Source organism: Arthrobacter sp. AL05 (genome assembly GCF_029960715.1).
Lineage (GTDB): Bacteria > Actinomycetota > Actinomycetes > Actinomycetales > Micrococcaceae > Arthrobacter.
In genome coordinates this window covers 22308-44082 of sequence record NZ_JASBRC010000001.1, presented here as the reverse complement: position 1 = coordinate 44082, position 21775 = coordinate 22308, and the positions used below count along the sequence as shown (strand labels likewise).

Sequence of the window (21775 nt, the reverse complement as noted above, 5' to 3'; positions counted from 1 at the left end):
GGGATGACCCCGCCAGGGCGGCCGGACGGCCGGACTGACGGGGTCAGGGGAGGTTTACTGGAACTGGCCGAACTGGAAAGGTCCGATCACACCGGTGTCCACCAGGGGGCCGTCCACCAGGGGGCCGTTGATAAGCCCGCCTTCAAACAACGGACCGAAGGTGAAGTGGTTGTTCGATGCCGGGCTGCTGCTCACGGCCGTGGTGTCAGGGGCGGTGGCGGCCTGGGCCGGCATTGACGTGACGGCGAAGGCGGAGAATGCCAGTGCTGATCCTGCGGCGATCCGGGTAGCGGTCTTGAGGGTCTTATTCACGTTCATCTCCAGTTAGGTAGCCGTACGGTTTCAACGCACCAAAAAGGTGCCATAGGGCTATTCGGACCCGTCGGGAACGCGGATGGGTCGGCACCGGCCGGGGGCCGTGCTTAGCCCGAGTGGCGGGCGCCCAGACGCTGCACGGCCAGCGCAAGCCACAGCTGCACACGGTCCGAGGTCTGAGCCGGGTCGTAGCCGGTGAGTTCGGTGATCTGGGCAAGCCGGTAGCGGACCGTGTTCCGGTGCAGCGTGAGCTCCTCGGCCACGGCCGCCACCGAGCCGTTGTTGTTCAGGTAGCTCTCGAGCGTGGGCAACAGCTCGGCGCCGTGGGCGGCATCAAAGCTCCGGAGCGGGTTGAGGGACTCGTTCGCCATGTCCGCCAGCGGCACATCCTCGCTGGCCAGCAGCAGCGAGGTTAGGCTCAGCCGCTCAGGTTCGTTCACGGGCAGGCCGTGGCTTGCCGCGTCACGGGCCTCGAAATAGCTCCAGCGCAGCCCGTTGGGTTTTGTGTAGGCTCCGCCGATCCCGATCGTCGCGTGGATTCCGGCTTCGGCCAGATGATCGCTGAGGCTGCGGGCCAGGGCCCCGGCGCCGGAACCGTCGTCGGGGACCACGGCCACCAGATCCTTGCCGACGACGGCGCTGATCGACCCTTCCAGCGGCTGCGGCAGGGAGGAGGTGACCAGTTGTTTGGGGTGGGCGGCCGATTCTGCCAGCAGCACAACGTTCCTGCGGGTGCTGTTGATGCCGATTCCGGCCAGCCGCCGGGTGGCCTCATTGGCCTCCAGGGTCCCGTGGATTACATCCTCGAGGACCTGGCCCGCCAGCGCGCGCTGGGACTGCCGCTGTTTGACCATGTTGTTGAGCTCGACGCTGATCAGGTTCTGGGCATAGCCCACAATCCCGGAGTCCTCAAACGGCTGCCGCACCCACAGGGTGCAGGCGTCGCGGCGGCCGGTGGGAATCGAGAAGGATGCCCAGCCTTCGGCGCTGGGCGCCGCGTGACCGGGCTCGCTGCTGTAAAGCTGCGCGGTGAACTGGGTCAGCACGATCTCTGTCCGCAGCATGGATCCGAGGTGCTTGAGCAGTTCGGCGAGGCCGCCGCCGGTAAGCAGGGCGCGGGCCAGGATCTGGTGCCCGGCAATGAGCCGTTCCAGCTTGGTGAAATGGTCGGCGGACTGGGCATCGGCGACCAGCTTGCCGATCGCAATAAACGGCGTCTCATACGGGACCGCCACCACCGGCAGGCCCCACCGGTTGGCTTCGGCGATCAGTGCCTGCGGCACGGCCTCGTGCGTCAGGCCGATCCCAAAGCCGATGCCTACCGCCCCGGCGCGCTGGACCTGACGGACGAAGCGGCGCTGTTCCGGGGCGCTTTTGAGGCGCATGCCGGTGGTGAGGACCAGCTCGCCGCCGTTGAGGAACCGCTGCGGATCTTCCTGTTCGGTAACGGCCACCCAGGCAATGTCCTGGTGCCAGGTGGTCTCGGCGAGGCCGGCCTTGGCGAGTTTGAGGGACGGAACCCCCAACAGAGCAGCGAGTGAAATGGCCATAACTTCAGGATAACCGGGGGCTGGGCAAGCGCACTAAAATCACGCTGGAATGGTGTGCAGGTGACTATTCCCTGGTGTGCACCGCTGGCATAGGCTCGGAGCAGTCTCATTGGGTCCTTTCAGCGTGAAAGAGGTTGTACACCGTGGTTCAAACCTTGCAGAACTTCATCAACGGCGAGTTTGTTACCCCGGCCGGAACCGGGGTACTGGACATCGTCAACCCCACGAACGGGGACGTCGTTGCCATCTCCCCGATTTCGGTCCAGGCCGACGTCGACGCCGCGATGACCGCCGCGAATGATGCCTTCAAGACCTGGAAGCATGTGACGCCGGGCCAGCGCCAGCTGATGCTGCTTAAGCTCGCTGATGCCGTCGAGGCCAACAGCGACGAACTCGTCGAAGCACAGCACCGGAACACCGGACAGGTCCGGTCCCTGATCGCCGCCGAGGAAGTTGCCGCCGGGGCGGACCAGTTGCGGTTCTTCGCCGGTGCCGCCCGCATTATGGAGGGCAAGTCCGCCGGAGAATACTTCGAGGGCCACACGTCCTACGTGCGGCGCGAACCTATCGGCGTAGTCGCGCAGGTTGCACCCTGGAACTACCCGTTCCTGATGGCGATCTGGAAAATCGGGCCGGCCCTGGCCGCGGGCAACACCGTGGTACTCAAGCCTTCGGACACCACGCCGGAATCCACCCTCGTGCTGGCCCGCCTCGCCGGCGGCATCTTCCCGGCGGGCGTGCTTAATGTTGTGCTGGGCACCGGCGAGACCGGCGCCCTGATGGTCGAGCACAAGGTCCCCGGCCTGGTCTCGATCACCGGCTCCGTCCGCGCCGGCATCGCGGTCGCGTCCGGTGCCGCGAAGGGCCTCAAGCGCGCCCACCTGGAACTTGGCGGCAAGGCCCCGGCCATCGTGTTCAAAGACGCCGACCTGAAGAAGAGCGCCGCGGCCATCGCCGAATTTGCGTTCTTCAACGCCGGCCAGGACTGCACCGCGATCACCCGCGTCCTGGTCCAGGAAGACGTCCACGACGACGTTGTTGCAGCCATGGTCGAACACACCAAGACCCTGCGCACAGGTTCTCAGAACGATGAAGAGAACTACTTCGGCCCGCTCAACAACGTCAACCATTTCAACGCCGTCACCGCAGTTGTGGACCACCTGCCGGCGAACTGCCGGATCGAGACCGGCGGCCACCGGGCGGGTGAGAAGGGATTCTTCTTCGAGCCCACGATCGTCACGGGCGCCAGACAGAGCGATGACATTGTGCAGAAGGAAACGTTCGGCCCGGTCATCACGGTGCAGAAGTTCAGCACCGAGGACGAGGCCGTGGAGCTGGCCAACGACGTCGACTACGCCCTCGCCTCCAGCGTTTGGACAACCGACCACGGCACGGCCATGCGCGTCAGCCGGGACCTTGATTTTGGCGCCGTCTGGATCAACACGCACATCATGCTCACCGCCGAGATGCCGCACGGCGGCTTCAAGCACTCCGGCTACGGCAAGGACCTCTCCATGTACGGCGTCGAAGACTACACCCGCATCAAGCACGTGATGAGCGCGCTCGACGCCTAACTCACCCGCCCGCCCGGCTTAGCCCCCACTTCACGCTTAGAAAGGCTTTCCCATGACCATCACCGCACATGACATCACGTACCGTCTGGAGCAAAAGCGCCGCGTCCAGGCCGACTTTCCGGGACCCAAGTCCCTCGCCCTGACCGAGCGCCGCAAGGCCGTCGTCGCTGCCGGCGTCGCCTCCAGCGTCCCGGTCTTCGTTGCCGATGCCGACGGCGGGATCATCCACGACGTCGACGGCAACTCCTTCATCGACCTCGGCTCCGGCATCGCCGTAACGAGCGTCGGCGCCTCTGACCCGGCCGTCGTCGGCGCGGTCAAGGAAGCCGTGGAGCACTTCACCCACACCTGCTTTATGGTCACCCCCTACGAAGGTTACGTCGCCGTCGCGGAGCAGCTGAACCGACTCACCCCGGGCGACCACGAGAAGCGCACCGTGCTGTTCAACTCAGGTGCCGAAGCCGTGGAAAACGCCGTCAAGGTGGCACGCCTGGCCACCGGCCGTGACGCGGTCGTCGCGTTCGACCACGCCTATCACGGCCGGACCAACCTGACGATGGCACTGACCGCCAAGGCCATGCCGTACAAGACCAACTTCGGCCCGTTCGCGCCCGAGGTCTACCGGATGCCTATGAGCTACCCCTTCCGCGAGGAAAACCCGGGGATCACCGGTGCCGAGGCCGCCAAGCGCGCCATCACGATGATCGAAAAGCAGATCGGCGGGGACCAGGTCGCCGCGATCATCATCGAACCGATCCAGGGCGAGGGCGGCTTTATCGTCCCGGCCGAGGGTTTCCTGCCGGCTCTTGCCGCCTGGGCCAAGGACAAGGGCATCGTCTTCATCGCCGACGAAGTCCAGTCCGGCTTCTGCCGCACGGGTGAATGGTTTGCCGTCAACCACGAAGGCGTTATCCCGGACATCATCACCATGGCCAAGGGCATTGCCGGCGGCATGCCGCTCTCCGCGATCACCGGCCGGGCGGAGCTGCTGGACGCCGTCCACCCCGGCGGCCTCGGCGGCACCTACGGCGGCAACCCGGTGGCCTGCGCTGCGGCGCTGGCGTCGATCGGCTCGATGGAACAGTACGGCCTGAACGCCCGGGCCAAGCACATCGAGGGGATCGCGCTCGGCAAACTGCGCGAACTCGCCGCTGAACAGCCAGTGATCGGTGAGGTCCGCGGACGCGGTGCGATGCTGGCGATAGAACTTGTCCAGGCCGGCTCCAAGGAGCCGAACCCGGAGCTGACCAAGGCCGTCGCCGCAGCCTGCCTGAAGGAGGGCGTCATCATCCTGACCTGTGGCACGTACGGGAACGTTATCCGCCTGCTGCCGCCGCTGGTCATCAGCGACGAGCTCCTGCTGGACGGACTCCAGGTGCTGGCCGCCGCCGTCAAGGCGAACGCTTAACGGATCCGGCCCGCCGGACAACAACCCCGGCCGGACAACAGCAGGGCCCCGGACCACGGTCCGGGGCCCTGCTGGGTTAATCCGGGCCGCGCCCGGCGTCGGATCGGAGCGTTGCCGGGCGCGGCGCCAAATCCCGCTGACCATCCCGGCCAATTCGGGTCCTGCTGGGCTAGAGTCGTTCCTACCACTGCAGGAACGCAGACCGGCCGACGTCGCCCGGGACCCCCGGAGCAAGGCTGGCTTCTGCCACAGACCCATAAGGGGTTCATACATGCGATACGTAGTCGGCTACACTCCCAGCGAACGCGGCGCTGACGCCGTGGCCCTGGCCTCCGCCATGGCCCGCGCCCAGGGCGCGCACCTTGACCTGGTCTACGTGGTGGACCGGCGAACGCCCTATGTCGCGATGAACCCTGAGGGCAGCCGTATCAGCGCAGCCGAGCAGGAAGTACTCCGGGCCGAACGGGAGGGCCTGTCCCTTGTACCCAAGGACATCGAGGCCCGGTTCCATGTCCGCCAAGCCGATTCGCACGCCGCAGGCCTCATCGACGCGGCCCTGGAATACAGGGCCGGCCTGATCGTTGTTGGTGCCGCCAGCGCCGGGCTGTTTAAGCGTTACACCATCGGCAGTGCTGCCAACGCCCTGCTCCATGCCTCTCCGGTTCCGGTGGCGCTGGCCCCGCGCGGTTACCGCCGGACCGAAGCGATCACGCGGCTGACCCTCGCGGTGGGCCAGCGCAGCGGGGCGGATGCGGCGATCGAGGTGTCGATCGAATCCGCTGAACGCCGCGGCGTCCCGCTGCGGCTGGTTTCCCTCGTGGAACTCGACGCCGAAGGGATCGGCGGCGAAAACATCAATGCGGCGCACGTGCATGCCAATACCGTTCTCACCGCGGCCGCCGGCCGGCTGCCGGCGGGGCACCAGGTAAGCGTTGAAGTTGCCCACGGGCGCTCCATTGAGGAGGCGATCGACGACCTCGAATGGGACGAGGGCGAGATCCTGATCGTGGGCTCCTCCCGCTTGGCGGAGAAGAATAAACTGTTCATTGGCAGCACGGCACACAAAGTACTGTTGGCCCTGCCGGTTCCCATGGTGGTGGTCCCGCGCGACTACGTACGGGTCAACACCAGCCCTACGGACTAACACCTGGCCCGGCCCGCCGCAGCCAGAGCCGTCGCGGGCCGGGGCCGGCCGCTAGCTGTGCCGTTTGCCCAGAACCGCCCAGTAGGCCGGGATCGTGACGCCGGAACCGCCGTCCTGCATGGGTGCTGTCTCCAGGGTTGTCGCGCCGTCCGCAAACACCGTCCAGTGCCCGGCAGGGAACGCCCGGCCCCGTTGCTGTGCACCAAAATGGCCCGGTTTAGGAAGGGTCGCGATGGCCTGCCTCAGGGGCGCGGGGATGGCACGTCCGGTGGCACCCAGCCCGCGCAGATAGTCGAGGGCCCCGCCGGGGACGTTCGACTCGACCAGGTAGATCCGGCCGTGGGTTCCCAGCAGCGGTTCGATGGCCCGCGCCAACGCAGCCTGGCGGCGTGGGCTCAGGACATGGAACACACCGCGCACAAAGACGTTTGCTTCGCCCAGATTGACTGCAAGGCCAGTGACGGCTTCCGGGTCCGTAGCGTCCAGGACAACGAATCTGAGGTGCGGCACCCCAGCGCTGGCCGAGGTGGCGGCGGCCACGGCTCCGGGCGAAACGTCGGCTCCGACGACTGCGGGAAACAGCTCGGCGAGCCGCCGGGACGGGGCCCCGGTGCCACAGCCGAGGTCGACGATTGGGAGCCCGGTATCCAGCAGACCGGCCAGACGAGCAAGGTGCTGGCCCATTTCTCCCTCCGCGTTGGCTTCCCAGATGACGGCCTCACGCAGCGAACCTGCCGCAACACCGCGCCAAAATTCGTCCCAGAGGCTATTAGGGTGCCGGGGGAACCTGAGGGACAGGGCGGCCACCCGGACCACAAGCCGAAGGGTGTCGGTGGATTTGGCCAGTGCATCCGGCAGCAGGACCATTACGTTGGTGCGTCCGCTCGGCGACGTCCCTGGCCCTCCCGGCTGCCGGCCGGGGACGCGAAGCAGTGCAGATCACCGGCGGCAAGAAGTGCCGTCATATCAGCCACCGCAAGAGGCCGGCTGAAGAAATAGCCCTGCCCGAATTCGCACTTCATTTCCTTGAGCTTCTCTGCCTGTTCCCGGTGCTCGATTCCCTCGGCTACGGCGCCAAGGCCCGCCGAGTGGATCAACTGCAGGATTGCAGCGACGAATTCTTCCTGTTGGCTGTCCTGCACCAGGCCATCGATGAGTGACTTGTCGATTTTCGCGTGCAGGGCCGGCAGGGTCCGCAGGTAGCTGATGGACGAATAGCCAGTGCCGAAGTCGTCAATCTCCAGGGGAATGCCGAGCCCGGTGAGCGCTTCCATGGTTCGGGAGACTTCCGGTCCGCCGCTCATGATCGCCGTTTCGGTTATTTCGATCGCGAGATGTTCCGGCACCACCCCGTACTTCGCGAGCAGGCCTTGGACGTACCCGGCCAGGTCGCTGTGGTGGAGTTCCACAGCTGACAGGTTGACATGGATGCGGAAATCTTCGGGAAGGCCCGGTGCGGTCCGCCAGCGGCCGGCCTGTGCGATGGCCTGGTCCAATACCCAGCGGCCTATTTCCACGGTCAGGCCGCTTTCTTCCGCCGAGGCGAGGAACGAAGCGGGCGCCAGCAGCCCCCGGCTCGGATGCCGCCAGCGGATCAGGGCCTCGGCTCCGGCGACACCGCCCGTGCGCAGGTCGACGATTGGCTGGTAGTGCAGCTCAAACTCGCCGGCGGCGATCGCGGTCCGTACTTCCGTGACGAGATGGACCCGCGCCTTCGCGGTCTCGTGCATGGCCGGGGAAAAAACCTGCAACTTGTTGCGGCCCAGTTTTTTCGCCTCGTGCAAGGCAATGTTGGCGTCCCGGATGAGTTCGTCGGCTCGGAGCCCGGACTCGCCGAACCTTACGCCTGTTCCTGTCGTGACGTTTACGGTGATTCCGCCCGCCGGGATGGCTGCCTCGGTGGCCGTCACGAGGCGGGCGGCGAGCTGCAGCACGGACTCGGGGTCGCAGTCCCTGACCAGCACGGCGAATTCGTCTCCGCTGAGCCGGGCCACAAGATGCTGCCCGTCGGCGGCGGACCTCAGGCGCCGGGCGATTTCCACCAGGACGCTGTCCCCCGCAGCATTTCCCAGGCTGTCGTTGACCAATCTGAAGGCATCCAGGTCCACCAGGATCAGCGCGGGCGGGCGGCAGGATTCCCCGGCCGCAAGGGCGGAGCGGGAGATTGTCTCCCGCAGCAGCGACCGGCTCGCCAAGCCTGTCAGTTCATCGGTGTTGATGACCCGGCGCAGGTCCGCCTTGGCGTCTTCCAGCAGCGCCGTGCGTTCGGCGACCCGGACTTCCAGGCTGTCATACATGCTTTGGAGCTCTTCGGCGAGCAAATTGATGCCGGTAGTGACGGCATCAATGCCGTCCCGGGCAGGGGAAGTCTCCAGCCGGTTCGACAGATCCCCGGAGGAGAGGACGACGATGCCTGCTACCAGTTGTTCGAGCCGCCAGTCGTCGTTACTCGCGAGCATCGGCCCGCGTCATCAACCAGTTGACAGCCTCATCCTGGCTGGTGAAGAACTTCGTCGGAACCGGTGCCGCGTGGACGCCGAGGAAAAAATTGGCAAGGACACGGTCAACGGGGGAGGAACCAAGCAGGGCGATGGCCGACGCGTCGCAGGGTCGCGAAAACACGGCCCTCGCCGGCCTGCTCACAGAATTTGTGGTGGCCATATCGATCAGGAGCGGACGCGGCAGCCCCCGGCACAGTTCGTTAACACGGTCCATGGCCAACTGGGCGCCGGCGCCGTCGATGCTGACCCCCCGCCGCCAGACGAGCCGCAGAATGCCGCCGTGGTCGAACTCAAGGGATTCGATCAACGACCCGCCTGGGGTTTCAAAATCCCGGTCAGGCACGGGCATACCTCAGCTTCCAACTTAATGCGTCCAATGCCATGACAATAACGCACCGGAACACCCATCGCGAGCATCGGCCCGGCCCCCGCCGGCCCGTGGCGGGTCCCCAGGTTCCGGGATCAGGCAGCCGCGCGCGCCCGTTTGCGCAGTACGGAGTTCTTCCGTGCGGTCAGCAGCATGTCCACCGTCAGTACCAGCAGCGCCAGCCACACCACGCCGAAACCGATCCAGCGGTCTGTGGTCATGGGTTCGTGGAACACGGCGAGTGCCACGATGAACTGCAGCACGGGGGCGAAGTACTGCAGCAGGCCGATGGTCGTCATCGGCAGGCGCCTGGCGGAGGCTCCGAAGAACAGCAACGGCACGGCGGTAATGATGCCCGAGGCGGCGAGGAGCCAGAAGTGCCCGGACCCGTTGGTTGTCAGCGTCGCAGCGCCGGTCAGCGCCAGGACGATCAAGGCGGCCGCGGCCACCGGCGCCAGCACAATCGTCTCGATCGAGAGGCTGGTAATCGCATCAACGCGTGGACCGACGCGCTTTTTGACGAAACCATACAGGCCAAAGCTCAGCGCAAGAGTCAACGCGATCCACGGCAGTTTGCCGTAGGAGACCGTGAGGACGCCCACGGCGATGAAACCGATTCCGACGGCGGACCACTGCAGCGGCCGCAGCTTCTCTTTGAGCACCACCACACCCAACAGCACCGAGACGAGCGGGTTGATGAAGTACCCCAATGAGGCTTCAACGGCCTGTCCGGTGGTTACGCCGTAGACATAGGTCAGCCAATTGACGGCGATCAGCACAGCGGCCATGACGAGCGGGAAGATGATGGTGCGGTTCCGGAAGGCGGCCGCCAGGACCCGCCAGGAACGGGTGACAGTGATCAGCAGGACGCAGAAAATAAGCGACCAGAGCACCCGGTTCGCCACGATCTCCACCGCACCGGCGGGCTGCAGCAGGAAGAAGTAGAGCGGCATCAGCCCCCACAGGCCGTACGCGCCGATCCCAAAGACAATTCCCGCCGTGGTGTCCGTGTCTACTGCCTTGAGAGCTGCCGGGGCATGCTGCGGGGCACCCCCGCCGGGGGCAGCAGCGCCCCTGGTCGTCAGAGACGTGGGGGCGGGGGATCCATCGGGGGTAGGCACAAGATCAATAACACCACCTCCAGGGCCGGTATTCCTGCTTTCGGCTCCGATGCCTGCAGCGCCGGGCCCGGGATTCCTGGGACGTTGGTCACCGGGGCACCCGGAGGCGGCCGAGGACATTTAGAATGGAAGACTGTGCGCTGCATGAGCTGGCGCCGTCGCTAAGACTCAGAAGGGCTTCCGGTGTCCAACTCGGCCGAAACCACGTCCAAACGTCCGCTCCGCGTTGCGATTGTCGGCGCCGGCCCGGCCGGCGTCTATGCTGCTGACATTCTCACCAAGTCCAACGAGGTCAAGGACGGCGACTTCGAGGTCAGCATCGATCTTTTCGAAGCCTACCCGGCCCCCTATGGCCTGATCCGCTACGGCGTCGCCCCGGACCATCCCCGGATCAAGGGGATCGTCAACGCCCTGCACAAGGTCCTGGACCGCGGCGACATCCGTTTCCTCGGGAACGTCAGCTATGGCCGCGACCTGACCCTGCACGACTTCAGGGCCTTCTACGACGCGGTGATTTTCTCCACCGGAGCCGTCAAGGACGCGGAACTGGATATCCCCGGTGTGGGCCTTGCGGGATCCTTCGGCGGGGCGGACTTCGTTTCCTGGTACGACGGCCACCCGGATGTACCGCGCGACTGGCCGCTGGAGGCCAAGGAGATCGCCGTGATCGGCAACGGCAATGTGGCCCTCGACGTCGCCCGGATGCTGGTCAAACACTCCGACGAGCTGCTTGTGACGGAAATCCCGGACAACGTCTACCAGGCGCTCAAGAACTCCCCGGTCACGGATGTGCACGTCTTTGGCCGCCGCGGACCGGCCCAGGTGAAGTTCACGCCGCTGGAACTGCGCGAGCTCTCGCACGCCCGGGACGTCGATATTGTCCTTTACCCGGAGGACTTCGAGTTCGACGACGCCTCGGACGAGGCGATCCGCGGCAACAACCAGATCCGCACCATGGTGAACACCCTCACGAACTGGCTCGTCGAGGAACACACCGCAGCGCAGGAGCCATCTTCCCGCCGCCTGCACCTGCATTTCCTGCACAGCCCGGTGGAGGTCCATGATGACGCAGCACGGCCCGGCGAGGTTACCGGCATCACGTTCGAACGGATGGAGCTGGACGGCACCGGAAACGTCAAGGGCACGGGGGAGTTCCTGGACTACCCGGTCCAGGCCGTCTACCGCGCGATCGGGTACCACGGCTCGCCGTTGGACGAACTGGAGTTCGACGCCCGCCGCGGCGTCATCCCCAACGAGGGCGGCCGTGTGCTGGACTCCGACGGCAATCCGGTGCCGGGCATCTACGCGACGGGCTGGATCAAGCGAGGCCCCGTGGGCCTGATCGGCCACACCAAGGGCGACGCCCTGGAGACCATCGGCTGCCTGCTCGAGGACCGGCTGGGCTTGCCGCCGGCGCAAAACCCGGACCCGCAGGCGATCATCGAGCTCCTTGAAGCCCGCGGGGTCGAATACACCACCTGGGAAGGCTGGAACAAGCTCGACGCCCACGAATTGGCCCTTGGCGCGCAGTGGTCGGCGTCCGGCGAGGCCAACGGAATCGTCCGGGAGCGCGTTAAGGTGGTTCCGCGCGAGGACATGGTGCAGATCTCCCGCGACTAATCCTGCTCCACGCGGCGCAGCTCACCCCGCGACGCGCAAGAACGCTGGGGCACCGGGTGTTGCGGCGTCGAAGGCGCTTTGGCGCCCCGCCGGAGGTGGCGCCTGGTCCACGCAGTTGGCACAGGCCACGCTCCGACAGTGCCCGGGACCGGCGAGCTATGGCGGGCACTGACAACGCGCACTACACTGAGCTGGACGTGGCTGCCTTCGGCGTGGTCGCGCCTCTCCAGTGGGAGTTCAATGACGAAAGTGATCCATCCGGCGGCTCCGTTCCCGCCAGCGGGTAGGTTGCCCGCTGCGTTGCGCCAGCAGTATGCAAGCGCCGGCCATGAGCAACTGGACTCCCGGGGACGTGTGCTGCCGGCGGACCTGCAGCTCCCGGGTCTCAGCAGCCTGATCCAGGAATCTTGGCGCCGCTCAGCGGAGCTGCAGGCGAACCCGGACAACCCCGAGGCCCCCTTGGCCATGGACCTAGAGGAACTCGAAGAGTACCGCCGCCAGCATCCGCTCGCCGCCATTATGCCCGTGATCCACAAACTCCTGGTTCTGCCCAGCCACGAGAGTGGAATGCTTGTCGCCGTGGGGGACGAAGTGGGTCGTCTGCTCTGGGTCGAAGGCGATGCCGAGATGCGGCGCCGGGCCGAAGGCATGATGTTCGTACCCGGGGCCGACTGGTCCGAGGCGACGGTGGGAACCAGCGCCCCCGGCACTGCCCTGGCCCTGGGCCGCGGCATCCAGATCGCGGGCGCCGAACACTACAAACGCTCCGTGCACCCGTGGAGCTGCACGGCAGTTCCCTTCCATGATCCGGATTCCGGGGCCCTGCTGGGTGTCGTCGACATTACCGGGACGGAATCTGCCGTCGCCCCGCACACACTGTCGCTGGTCGAAGCGACGGTCGCCGCTGCCCAGGCGCACCTGCGGGTGGAACGGCTGCAGCTGGCCGCTGCGCGCCAGTCCTCGCCGGCACGACGGCGGGGCGCCGCTTCCGCCGCTTCGGGCGGGGGGCCGGCCGTGGCTTCCGGCAGCCTCTACCGCAACAGCCTCCAGCTGCTCGGCAGGGACCAGGCGCTGCTTAGTATCGACGGCCGCACTGTGGCGCTGTCGGCCCGGCATAGTGAAATCCTGGCGCTGCTCAGCACCCACCCGGACGGCCTGAACGCCGAGGAGCTCTGCGCACTGCTGTACCCCGGAAACGCCTCCACCATGACTCTGCGGGCCGAGATGGTCCGCCTGCGAAAGGTCCTCCAGCAGCTCAATCCGGACGCCGTTCCCGAGTCGCGCCCCTACCGGCTGCCGCTGGATCTGGTGCCGGACTCAGTCCAGGTCCTCAATTGCCTGCAGCGCGGCGCCCACCGGATCGCCTTGGAGATCTACCGCGGCGCCGTCCTGCCGCGCTCCGAGGCCCCCGGCATCGCCGAGCTGCGGAACCGGGTCGGTTCACTGCTCCGCGAAGCGGTCCTCACGGATGGCAGCGCCGAGTCGCTGCTGCGCTACGCCGAGCTTCCCGAGGCCAGGGACGACGTCGAGGTCCGGATCGCGGCGTTGAAGCTGCTGCCGCCGCGCTCGCCCAAACGGGCCGCGATCGTCGCTGACCTGGAACGGCTCGAGGCGGAACTTACCGCCTGAAGTGCGCTTTCGGAGCAGCGTGACCCGGGTCACGCCCACTGCAACCTGACTGCAACCTCCTGGCTCCTAGGCTGAGTGCAACGGTGGCGCCGGCAACTGGCCGCCATCAATCTTGCACAGCAAAGGAGCTAGCAATGACTGTTTACGCACAGCCCGGTACCGAGGGCTCGAAGGTTACTTTCAAGGACCGCTACGAGAACTGGATCGGCGGCGAGTGGGTTGCCCCGGTCAAAGGCCAGTACTTCGAGAACATCACCCCCGTCACCGGGAAGGCGTTCTGTGAGGTTGCCCGCGGCACCGCTGAGGACATCGAGCTTGCCTTGGACGCCGCACACAAGATTGCCCCGTCCTGGGGCAAAACCTCCGTGGCCGAGCGGGCCGCCATCCTGAACAAGATCGCCGACCGCATCGATGAGAACCTCGAGATGCTCGCCGTCGCCGAATCCTGGGACAATGGCAAACCGATCCGCGAAACCCTCAACGCGGACATCCCGCTCGCCGCCGACCACTTCCGCTACTTCGCCTCCGCCGTCCGGGCCCAGGAAGGCCGGCTGTCCCAGCTCGACGAGGACACCACCGCGTACCACTTCCACGAGCCCCTCGGCGTCGTCGGCCAGATCATCCCCTGGAACTTCCCGATCCTGATGGCCGTCTGGAAACTCGCCCCGGCCCTCGCCGCAGGCAACGCAGTGGTCCTGAAGCCGGCCGAGCAGACACCGTCCTCGATCCTGGTCTTGATGGAACTCATCGGCGACCTGCTCCCGGCCGGCGTCCTGAACGTGGTCAACGGTTTTGGCGTCGAGGCCGGCAAGCCGCTGGCCTCCAGCCCGCGGATTCGCAAGATCGCCTTCACCGGCGAAACCTCCACCGGCCGGCTGATCAGCCAGTACGCCAGCCAGAACCTCATCCCGGTCACGCTGGAACTGGGCGGCAAGAGCCCCAACATCTTCTTCAACGACGTGGCCGACACCAACGACGCGTTCTACGACAAGGCCCAGGAAGGCTTTACGCTCTTTGCCTTCAACCAAGGCGAAGTCTGCACCTGCCCCTCCCGCGCCCTGGTCCAGGAGGACATCTACGATTCCTTTATGGCCGACGCCGTGGCCCGGGTCGAGAAGATCATCCAAGGCAACCCGCTGGACACCGAAACCCAGCTCGGCGCCCAGGCGTCCAACGACCAGCTGGAAAAGATCCTCTCCTACATCGACATCGGAAAGCAGGAGGGTGCCAAGATCCTCACCGGCGGTGCCCGGGCCGAAATGCCCGGCGACCTGGCCGGCGGCTACTACGTCCAGCCGACCATTTTCGAAGGTCACAACAAGATGCGGATCTTCCAGGAGGAAATCTTTGGCCCTGTGGTCTCCGTGACCCGCTTCAGCGACTACAACGACGCCATGGGCATCGCCAACGACACCCTCTACGGCCTCGGCGCCGGCGTCTGGTCCCGCAACGGCAACGTAGCCTACCGCGCCGGGCGTGAGATCCAGGCCGGCCGGGTGTGGGTAAACAACTACCACGCCTACCCGGCGGGTGCTGCGTTCGGCGGCTACAAGTCATCCGGCATCGGCCGCGAAAACCACTCGATGATGCTGGACCACTACCAGCAGACCAAGAACCTCCTGGTCAGCTACAACGAGAACAAGCTCGGCTTCTTCTAAGCCGCACCAAACCCGGTCGGGGCGGATCAGGATGGATCCGCCCCGACCGCACCAGTTGTGCACCTCAGCGGAAGGATGCCGGCCCACTGCACATGCCTTTGGTTACACACACGCTTTATGACGCAAGGATTTCGCTATGACGACGACAACGACGACGACGACAATGCAGGCCGCAGTAGTGACCGAATTCGGCAAGGACCTGCAGATCCAGACCCTGCCCGTCCCCGTGCCGGGCCGGGGTGAAGCGCTGGTAAAGCTCCTGACCACCGGAGTCTGCCACACGGACCTGCACGCCGCGGAAGGCGATTGGCCGGTGAAGCCGAGCCCGCCGTTTATCCCCGGACATGAAGGCGTCGGTGAAGTCGTTGCCCTCGGCGCCGGCGTGACGGACCTGGCCGTCGGCGACCTCGTCGGCAATGCCTGGCTTTGGTCCGCCTGCGGCGACTGCCAGTACTGCCGGACCGGTTGGGAGACCCTGTGTGAAGCGCAGCAGAACGCCGGCTACAGCGTGGATGGTTCATTTGGCGAGTACATGCTGGTGGACACCCGCTTCGCCGCCAGGATCCCGGCCGGCTCGGACCCCGTGGAGGTGGCTCCCGTGCTGTGCGCCGGCGTGACGGTGTACAAGGGCCTGAAGATGACCGAGGCCAGGCCGGGCCAGTGGGTCACGATCTCGGGCATCGGCGGACTCGGCCACATCGCCGTCCAATATGCGGTGGCGATGGGCCTGCGTGTCGCCGCGGTTGACATTGCCGACGACAAGCTCGCCCTCGCCAAGAAGCACGGGGCCGAACTGACCGTCAATGCCCTGCACGAGGATCCGGCCGAAGTTATCCAGCGCGAAACAGGAGGTTGCCATGGAGTCCTGGTCACAGCGGTGCACCCGTCGGCATTCGGCCAGGCGATCGGCATGGCCCGGCGCGGCGGGACGATTGTGTTCAACGGCCTGCCGCCGGGCGACTTCCCGGCGCCGATCTTTGAGATTGTGCTCAAGGGCCTGACCGTCCGCGGCTCCATTGTGGGTACCCGGCAGGACCTGGAGGAGGCGCTGGACTTCTACGCCCAGGGCAAGATCCGGCCCACGGTCTCCACCCGGGAACTCTCGGAAGTGAATGCCGTCCTCGACGAAATGAAGCACGCCAAGATCGACGGCCGTGTGGTCATCAAATACTGACGAAGGAAGAATGCTAATGTCCGGGACAAAACTCGACGCCGCAGTGACCCTTCCCGGGGAAGACTTCTCCCGGGTGGCGCTCACTCCGGCCGCGGTGGAGCTGCTGCGCAAGATGTGGCTCCAACACGGGCCGCTGATGTTCCATCAGTCCGGCGGCTGCTGTGACGGCTCCTCCCCGATGTGCTACCCCGCAGGGGAATTCATCACCGGTGACTCCGACGTGCAACTTGGCCTGTTCGACATCTCGGACGGCCTGCAGCCGCAGCCCATTGAGTTCTGGATGTCGAAGGAACAGTTCAACTACTGGAGCCACACGCACCTGACCGTGGACGTCGTTCCCGGCCGGGGGAGTGGTTTCTCGGTGGAAGCACCTGAGGGCAAACGGTTCCTGATCCGGTCAAAGCTGATGGACTGGCCGGTTTAGGCGGGCCTGGAACCGGGCGGATGATCCGCGAGCGGGCCGTGCAGCTACCCTGCGCGGCCCGCTTTCTGGTCTCACTATGCGGGATGAAAATGGCCGTCCAGTGGATGGACACTACTATGGACAGGTTGTTTCCACCCAGCTACCAAGAATGTGGACTTTGCCATGAATCTATTCCGGACCAAATCGATTGAGCAGTCCATGTCGGACGCCGAGGAACCCGGACGCAAGTTGAAGCGCTCGCTCAGCTCCTGGGACCTGATGATTATGGGTGTCGCCGTCGCTGTCGGCGCCGGTATCTTCTCGGTGGGCGCCAAGGCGGCCGCAAACTTCGCCGGCCCCGCCGTGACCCTGTCCTTCGCCATTGCCGCCGTCACGTGTGCCCTGGCCATCATGTGCTACGCCGAGTTCGCCACGGCTATTCCGGTCGCCGGCTCCGCCTACGTCTTCACCTACGCCACCATGGGCGAGTTGCTGGCGTGGATCATCGGCTGGAACCTCATCCTCGAACTGTTCACCGCCGGTGCGGTGATCGCCAAGTACTGGGGCATCTACCTCAGCAAAGTCTTCGCGCTTATGGGCGCTGACATCCCGCCGTCGATCTCCCTGGCGGGCGTGGACCTGTACTGGGGCGCCTTCCTGATCGTCGCCGTGTTTACGGTGCTGCTGGTGCTGGGAACGAAGCTGTCCGCCCGCGTCGGCAACGTCTTTACCCTGATCAAGATCGCAGTTGTGCTCTTTGTCATCGTGGTGGGCTTCAGCTACGTGAAGTTCGAGAACTACGCGCCCTTCGTTCCGGCGTCCGAGCCGACCGGGGGCACCGGCGCCGCCGACGTCATGAAGCAGTCCTTCTTCGGCTTCCTTACTGGGGCTGCCCCGGCGCAGTACGGCACGCTGGGCATCTTCGCCGGCGCCGCCCTGGTCTTCTTCGCCTTCATCGGCTTTGACGTTGTTGCCACCTCGGCCGAGGAGGTTAAGAACCCGCAGAAGACCCTGCCCCGCGGCATCTTCGGCGGCCTCGCCGTCGTCACAGTGCTGTACATCCTGGTCTCACTGGCGCTGACCGGCATGGTCTCGTACACCGAACTGGCCGTGGCCAAGAACCCGACCCTCACCACGGCGTTCGAGGCTGTTGGCAATAACGACGCGGCCAAGGTCATCGCCTTCGGCTCCCTGGTGGGCCTGACAACTGTGATCATGGTGCTGCTGATGGGCCTCTCCCGGGTGGTGCTGGCCATGAGCCGCGATGGCCTGCTTCCCCGCTCGCTGTCCAAGACCAGCACCATCCGCGCGACGCCGGTCCGGCTGCAGATCATCTGCGGAGCCGCCGTTGCCGTCGTCGCCGGACTCACCAACGTGGACCTGCTGGAGGAAATGATCAACATCGGCACGCTCTCGGCATTTGTGACGGTGAGCATCGGAGTGCTGGTGCTCCGTAAGAAGCGGCCGGACCTGAAACCGGCGTTCCGCGTGCCGCTGGGGAAGGTCCTGCCGATTGTCTCTGCAGTGCTGTGCCTGTATCTGATGACCAACCTGGCCGTGGAGACGTGGATCTTCTTCGCCGGCTGGCTCGTGATCGGTGTGATTATTTACTTCTCCTACGGCCAGCGGCACTCCCGGTTGAACGAGAAACTCGCCGAGGCCAAGGCTTCGGTTAACGGCCCCGGCGACAGGAACGCTGCCCTCACCCGCTCCTGATCAGGGAGTGGCCGGTCCCGACACAGCGAAGTCGCCGGAACCGTGCGAGTTCGCCGGAAACTTCCGACGAACTGGCACGGCTCCGGCGACTTCGGCGTTACGCGGCAGCCGCCAACAAGAGGATCAGATCTTGTTGGCTGCCTCAGCCTCGGAGCTGGCAGCGCCGGCACCCAGGTTGGCGCGCAGCTTCGCGCCGAGTCCGGCGTCGACGTTGGTCCAGTACTGGATGGCGCGTTCCTTGATCGCAGCGTTCTGCACCCCGCCGACGGCACCGGTGATGGTGTCCAGGAAGCGGGCCTTGGCTGCTTCGTCGAAGACGTCGCGGTACAGCGTGCCGGCCTGGCCGAAGTCGCTGTCCTCGGAGTGCAGGGTCGCTGCGGTGCGGATCAGGGCGCCGTCGAACTCCCAGGAACCCTCAGCGGCGCGGGCCGGGTCGGCCACGGGACCGCCGAAGGAGTTCGGCGCGTAGACGGGGGCCGTTGCCGGCTTGTAGCCGTGGCGCAGCGAGCCGTCCTGCGAGTAGTTGTTCACCGGCGAGACCGGTCGGTTGACCGGCAGTTCGTTGAAGTTGGTGCCCACGCGGTAGCGGTGCGCATCCGGGTAGGAGAACACACGTGCCGTGAGCATCTTGTCCGGCGAGATGTCGTGGCCCGGGACGACGTTCGCCGGAGACAGTGCGATCTGCTCGATCTCGGCGAAGAAGTTCTCCGGGTTGCGGTTCAGCTCGAAACGGCCGACCTCGACCAGCGGGTAGTCGGCGTGCGGCCAGACCTTGGTCAGGTCGAACGGGTTGAAGCGGTACGTCTTGGCGTCCTCGTAAGGCATGACCTGGACGTGCAGGTCCCAGCTGGGGAAGTTGCCCTCGTTGATGGCCTCATACAGGTCGCGGCGGTAGTAGTCGGCGTCGGCGCCGGCAAGCTCCCCGGCCTGTTCGTTGGTGATGTTGTGCTCGCCCTGGTTGGAGCGGAAGTGGTATTTGACCCAGAAGCGTTCGCCCGCGGCGTTCGTCCACAGGTAGGTGTGGGAGGAGAAACCGTGCATCTCGCGCCAGGAGCGGGGCAGTCCGCGGTCACCCATCAAGTAGGTGACCTGGTGGGCGGACTCGGGGGAGAGCGTCCAGAAGTCCCACTGCATGTCGGCATCGCGCAGACCGGAACCCGGCAGGCGCTTCTGCGAGTGAATGAAGTCCGGGAACTTAATGCCGTCCTTGATAAAGAACACGGGGGTGTTGTTGCCCACGATGTCCAGGTTTCCCTCGGGGGTGTAGAAGCGGGTCGCGAAACCGCGGACATCGCGCCAGGTGTCGGGGGAGCCCTGCTCGCCGGCGACGGAGGAGAAGCGGATGGCCGTGCCAACCTGGGCGCCCGGCTGGAACGCAGCTACGCGGGTGTACCGGGAAACGTCGCCGGTCACCGTGAAGGTGCCGAAGGCGCCGCCACCCTTGGCGTGGACGATGCGCTCCGGAATCCGCTCGCGGTTGAACTGTGCCAGCTTCTCGACCAGGTAACGGTCGTGCAGCGCGGTGGCACCGTCGGCACCGGAGGTCAGCGAGTGCTCGTCGGAGGCGACGGGGGCTCCGGTCTGGGTAGTGGTCGCGGTGTGCGGGATGGGCGCGGAAAGGTTCGCAGTCATCATTCTCCTTGGTGGATTACTTGTTTTCAGAGGTGGCGGGAAGTTGTTGGGTTTCCTGGCAGTCCTGGCAGACGCCCTGGTAGAGCACATCGGCGATCTGGATGCTCATCGGCCGGGCGTTGGTATCCCAGTTGGGTGTCAGGCACGGGGCATGGCCGACGGCGCAATCGACGTCCTCCACCCGGCCGCAACCGATGCAGACAGCATGGTGGTGGTTATCGCCCACCCTCGTCTCGTACAGGGCGGGAGAGTGCGGCGGCTCGAAGCGGCGCAGCATTTGCAACTCGGTCAGGTCGCCGAGGACAACATAGACGGACTGTGCGGTCAACTCGGGAAGTTCCCGGCGTGCGGCGGCCAGGATGTGCTCGGCCGGTGAATGCGGGAGATGCTCGACGGCGGTAAGGACGGCCAGCCGCTGTTTGGTCACGCGGCGGCCATGGGCGCGCAGGGCAGCAGCCCATGCTGCCTGGCTGCCTGTCGAAACCGTCATGGCACCATTCAAGCACTTATTATGATTCGATCGCAATAAGGCTCGGCTAACTACGCACCCCCTTAGCGACCCCGTCCCAAGGGCGACCCCCAGACCGCGCCGGACGTCCGGAACACCGGCCGGCCCTTCCGCCGCCGCTAGAGTATCCGGGTGGGGAAATATCTGGCGGACATTACGCCCTTGCGCGAGAGTCCGGCGTTCCGCCGCCTGTGGCTCGGGTCCGCCGTCGCCGCGCTGGGCAGCCAACTGACCCTGGTCGCCGTGAGCCTGGAGGTCTACCGGCTCACCCAGGACAGCCTGTACGTTGGACTGCTGAGCATCTTCGCCCTGGTCCCGTTGGTGATCGGTGGCCTGCTGGGCGGTTCGATCGCCGACGCCCACGACCGACGCAGGGTAGCACTGCTGGCTTCGTCTGTGCTGTGGCTGACCACCGCCTGCCTTGCACTGCAAGCCTGGCTGCAACTGGGAAATATCTGGCTGCTGTACGTTCTGGTCGCTGTGCAGAGCGGCGCCCAGGCCATCAACCAGCCGGCTCGCAGCGCCATTATTCCGGTGTTGATCCGCAAGGAGCTCCTGCCGGCGGCGAACGCGCTGAGCATGATCAGTTTCGGCCTCACCCTAACGGCCGGGCCCCTGCTGGCCGGGCTTCTCGTGGCCTCCGTCGGCTTCGCCTGGACGTATACAGTCGACGTCGGCACCTTCGCCTTCGCCCTGTGGGCCCTCCTGCGTCTGCCCGCCATGCCGCCGGGTGAGCATGCGCGGCCGGCGGGCCTGCGCTCCGTCGTCGAAGGCTTCCGGTTCCTGGGCACGCGCCCCAACTTGCGGATGACCTTTGTGATTGACCTCGTCGCGATGATCCTTGCCCAGCCCCGGGCGCTTCTTCCCGCGATCGGCGCCGTCATGATCGGCGGCGGCGAAACCACCGTGGGCATCCTGCTTGCCTCCACCGCGGTTGGGGCGTTCCTGGCCGGCCTCTTCTCCGGGCCGCTGGGGGCGGTGCGTCGGCAGGGAACGGCCGTCGTCTGGTCCGTGATGGGTTGGGGCGCCTCGATTGCCGGTTTCGGCCTCGTCGTGGTGCTTGCCGGGAACTCCGGCGCCGGCGGCGTAACGTGGTGGCTGCTTCCGGCGGCCCTGTGCTGCGGGCTGGCCGGCATCGCGGACTCTGTCAGTGCCGTCTTCCGCACCACCATCCTGCAGGCCTCGGCCCCTGACCACCTGCGCGGCCGCTTGCAGGGAGTGTTCATAGTGGTGGTGGCAGGCGGTCCGAGGGTGGGGGACATGCTGGCGGGCGGCGGGACTAAAATTCTTAGTGAAGGCTGGGTCCTGCTTCTGGGCGGCTTGTTGTGCGTCGCGGTGGCTTGGACCGTGGCGCGCTGGCAGTCGGGCTTCCTGAGGTACGACGCGCGGAACCCGGTGCCGTAACGAAACGTTGTCCGGGTCCGGGTCCAGGGCAGGACAACTTGCGGGAGGGAC

The 21775-nt window shown here is 65.9% G+C and carries 18 protein-coding genes; 10 read left to right on the top strand and 8 right to left on the bottom strand.

Annotation, left to right across the window (positions count from 1 at the left end):
• Nucleotides 1–54: 54 nt before the first annotated feature.
• Both QK287_RS00230 and QK287_RS00225 read right to left on the bottom strand, forming a co-directional pair.
• The gene (locus QK287_RS00230) at nucleotides 55–312 is read right to left on the bottom strand and encodes a hypothetical protein (RefSeq protein WP_226775683.1); all 258 of its coding nucleotides are present in this window, start codon (nucleotides 310–312) and stop codon (nucleotides 55–57) included.
• A gap of 110 nt (nucleotides 313–422) precedes the next feature.
• Nucleotides 423–1865, bottom strand: a complete 1443-nt coding sequence (locus QK287_RS00225; RefSeq protein ID WP_282358543.1) for a PucR family transcriptional regulator — start codon at nucleotides 1863–1865, stop codon at nucleotides 423–425.
• Between the two features lie 143 nt (nucleotides 1866–2008).
• Here QK287_RS00225 and QK287_RS00220 point away from each other — a divergent pair, with 143 nt between their 5' ends.
• The 3 genes from QK287_RS00220 (at nucleotide 2009) to QK287_RS00210 (ending at nucleotide 5991) form a co-directional block, all read left to right on the top strand.
• Nucleotides 2009–3439, top strand: a complete 1431-nt coding sequence (locus QK287_RS00220) for a gamma-aminobutyraldehyde dehydrogenase (RefSeq protein ID WP_282358541.1) — start codon at nucleotides 2009–2011, stop codon at nucleotides 3437–3439.
• Between the two features lie 52 nt (nucleotides 3440–3491).
• Nucleotides 3492–4847 (top strand): 4-aminobutyrate--2-oxoglutarate transaminase, encoded by a 1356-nt coding sequence (gene gabT, locus QK287_RS00215; RefSeq protein WP_282358540.1) that lies wholly within the window; start codon nucleotides 3492–3494, stop codon nucleotides 4845–4847.
• 271 nt (nucleotides 4848–5118) lie between these two features.
• Nucleotides 5119–5991: a universal stress protein gene (locus QK287_RS00210; RefSeq protein ID WP_226776173.1), complete on the top strand. Its 873-nt coding sequence runs from the start codon at nucleotides 5119–5121 to the stop codon at nucleotides 5989–5991.
• Nucleotides 5992–6042: 51 nt separating this feature from the next.
• Here QK287_RS00210 and QK287_RS00205 read toward each other — a convergent pair whose 3' ends face one another.
• The 4 genes from QK287_RS00205 to rarD all read right to left on the bottom strand — a co-directional run bounded on the left by QK287_RS00205 (nucleotide 6043) and on the right by rarD (nucleotide 9980).
• The gene (locus QK287_RS00205; RefSeq protein WP_282358539.1) at nucleotides 6043–6858 is read right to left on the bottom strand and encodes a class I SAM-dependent methyltransferase; all 816 of its coding nucleotides are present in this window, start codon (nucleotides 6856–6858) and stop codon (nucleotides 6043–6045) included.
• Nucleotides 6858–8450 carry a bifunctional diguanylate cyclase/phosphodiesterase gene (locus QK287_RS00200; protein ID WP_282358538.1) on the bottom strand — a complete coding sequence of 531 codons (1593 nt, stop codon included), beginning with the start codon at nucleotides 8448–8450 and terminating at the stop codon, nucleotides 6858–6860. The genes QK287_RS00205 and QK287_RS00200 overlap by 1 nt, the downstream gene beginning before the upstream one ends.
• Nucleotides 8437–8841 (bottom strand): STAS/SEC14 domain-containing protein, encoded by a 405-nt coding sequence (locus tag QK287_RS00195; protein WP_226776176.1) that lies wholly within the window; start codon nucleotides 8839–8841, stop codon nucleotides 8437–8439. Before QK287_RS00195 ends, QK287_RS00200 begins: the two co-directional genes overlap by 14 nt.
• A gap of 113 nt (nucleotides 8842–8954) precedes the next feature.
• Nucleotides 8955–9980, bottom strand: coding sequence for an EamA family transporter RarD (gene rarD, locus QK287_RS00190; RefSeq protein ID WP_282358532.1), 1026 nt, complete (start codon nucleotides 9978–9980; stop codon nucleotides 8955–8957).
• A gap of 183 nt (nucleotides 9981–10163) precedes the next feature.
• On the opposite strand from rarD, the gene QK287_RS00185 reads away from it, so the two are divergent.
• The 6 genes from QK287_RS00185 to QK287_RS00160 all read left to right on the top strand — a co-directional run bounded on the left by QK287_RS00185 (nucleotide 10164) and on the right by QK287_RS00160 (nucleotide 18180).
• Nucleotides 10164–11600 (top strand): FAD-dependent oxidoreductase, encoded by a 1437-nt coding sequence (locus tag QK287_RS00185; protein ID WP_226774174.1) that lies wholly within the window; start codon nucleotides 10164–10166, stop codon nucleotides 11598–11600.
• 240 nt (nucleotides 11601–11840) lie between these two features.
• Complete coding sequence (locus QK287_RS00180; protein WP_226774175.1) at nucleotides 11841–13229, top strand: helix-turn-helix domain-containing protein; 1389 nt, start codon at nucleotides 11841–11843, stop codon at nucleotides 13227–13229.
• 134 nt (nucleotides 13230–13363) lie between these two features.
• Nucleotides 13364–14887 carry an aldehyde dehydrogenase family protein gene (locus QK287_RS00175; protein WP_226774176.1) on the top strand — a complete coding sequence of 508 codons (1524 nt, stop codon included), beginning with the start codon at nucleotides 13364–13366 and terminating at the stop codon, nucleotides 14885–14887.
• A 163-nt stretch (nucleotides 14888–15050) separates the two neighbouring features.
• On the top strand, nucleotides 15051–16061 hold the full coding sequence (adhP, locus tag QK287_RS00170) for an alcohol dehydrogenase AdhP (RefSeq protein WP_226774182.1): 1011 nt from the start codon (nucleotides 15051–15053) through the stop codon (nucleotides 16059–16061).
• A 16-nt stretch (nucleotides 16062–16077) separates the two neighbouring features.
• On the top strand, nucleotides 16078–16485 hold the full coding sequence (locus QK287_RS00165; RefSeq protein ID WP_226774177.1) for a DUF779 domain-containing protein: 408 nt from the start codon (nucleotides 16078–16080) through the stop codon (nucleotides 16483–16485).
• A gap of 162 nt (nucleotides 16486–16647) precedes the next feature.
• The gene (locus tag QK287_RS00160) at nucleotides 16648–18180 is read left to right on the top strand and encodes an amino acid permease (protein WP_282358524.1); all 1533 of its coding nucleotides are present in this window, start codon (nucleotides 16648–16650) and stop codon (nucleotides 18178–18180) included.
• A gap of 123 nt (nucleotides 18181–18303) precedes the next feature.
• On the opposite strand, the gene QK287_RS00155 is transcribed toward QK287_RS00160, so the two are convergent.
• Entirely contained in the window at nucleotides 18304–19812 is a 1509-nt protein-coding gene (locus QK287_RS00155; protein WP_226774179.1) for a catalase, read from the bottom strand.
• A 16-nt stretch (nucleotides 19813–19828) separates the two neighbouring features.
• Nucleotides 19829–20302 carry a transcriptional repressor gene (locus QK287_RS00150; RefSeq protein WP_226774180.1) on the bottom strand — a complete coding sequence of 158 codons (474 nt, stop codon included), beginning with the start codon at nucleotides 20300–20302 and terminating at the stop codon, nucleotides 19829–19831.
• A gap of 150 nt (nucleotides 20303–20452) precedes the next feature.
• On the opposite strand from QK287_RS00150, the gene QK287_RS00145 reads away from it, so the two are divergent.
• Nucleotides 20453–21724 carry an MFS transporter gene (locus QK287_RS00145; RefSeq protein ID WP_282358519.1) on the top strand — a complete coding sequence of 424 codons (1272 nt, stop codon included), beginning with the start codon at nucleotides 20453–20455 and terminating at the stop codon, nucleotides 21722–21724.
• Nucleotides 21725–21775: the final 51 nt, after the last annotated feature.

What these genes read in the sequence shown, in the direction of transcription:
- QK287_RS00175 (WP_226774176.1), top strand. Translation starts at nt 13,364, where the DNA reads ATGACTGTTTACGCACAGCCCGGTACCGAGGGCTCGAAGGTTACTTTC.
- gabT (WP_282358540.1), top strand. Translation starts at nt 3,492, where the DNA reads ATGACCATCACCGCACATGACATCACGTACCGTCTGGAGCAAAAGCGC.
- QK287_RS00180 (WP_226774175.1), top strand. Translation starts at nt 11,841, where the DNA reads ATGACGAAAGTGATCCATCCGGCGGCTCCGTTCCCGCCAGCGGGTAGG.
- QK287_RS00165 (WP_226774177.1), top strand. Translation starts at nt 16,078, where the DNA reads ATGTCCGGGACAAAACTCGACGCCGCAGTGACCCTTCCCGGGGAAGAC.
- QK287_RS00155 (WP_226774179.1), bottom strand. Translation starts at nt 19,812, where the DNA reads ATGACTGCGAACCTTTCCGCGCCCATCCCGCACACCGCGACCACTACC.
- adhP (WP_226774182.1), top strand. Translation starts at nt 15,051, where the DNA reads ATGCAGGCCGCAGTAGTGACCGAATTCGGCAAGGACCTGCAGATCCAG.
- QK287_RS00225 (WP_282358543.1), bottom strand. Translation starts at nt 1,865, where the DNA reads ATGGCCATTTCACTCGCTGCTCTGTTGGGGGTTCCGTCCCTCAAACTC.
- QK287_RS00195 (WP_226776176.1), bottom strand. Translation starts at nt 8,841, where the DNA reads ATGCCCGTGCCTGACCGGGATTTTGAAACCCCAGGCGGGTCGTTGATC.
- QK287_RS00210 (WP_226776173.1), top strand. Translation starts at nt 5,119, where the DNA reads ATGCGATACGTAGTCGGCTACACTCCCAGCGAACGCGGCGCTGACGCC.
- QK287_RS00205 (WP_282358539.1), bottom strand. Translation starts at nt 6,858, where the DNA reads ATGGTCCTGCTGCCGGATGCACTGGCCAAATCCACCGACACCCTTCGG.
- QK287_RS00150 (WP_226774180.1), bottom strand. Translation starts at nt 20,302, where the DNA reads ATGACGGTTTCGACAGGCAGCCAGGCAGCATGGGCTGCTGCCCTGCGC.
- QK287_RS00160 (WP_282358524.1), top strand. Translation starts at nt 16,648, where the DNA reads ATGAATCTATTCCGGACCAAATCGATTGAGCAGTCCATGTCGGACGCC.
- QK287_RS00200 (WP_282358538.1), bottom strand. Translation starts at nt 8,450, where the DNA reads ATGCTCGCGAGTAACGACGACTGGCGGCTCGAACAACTGGTAGCAGGC.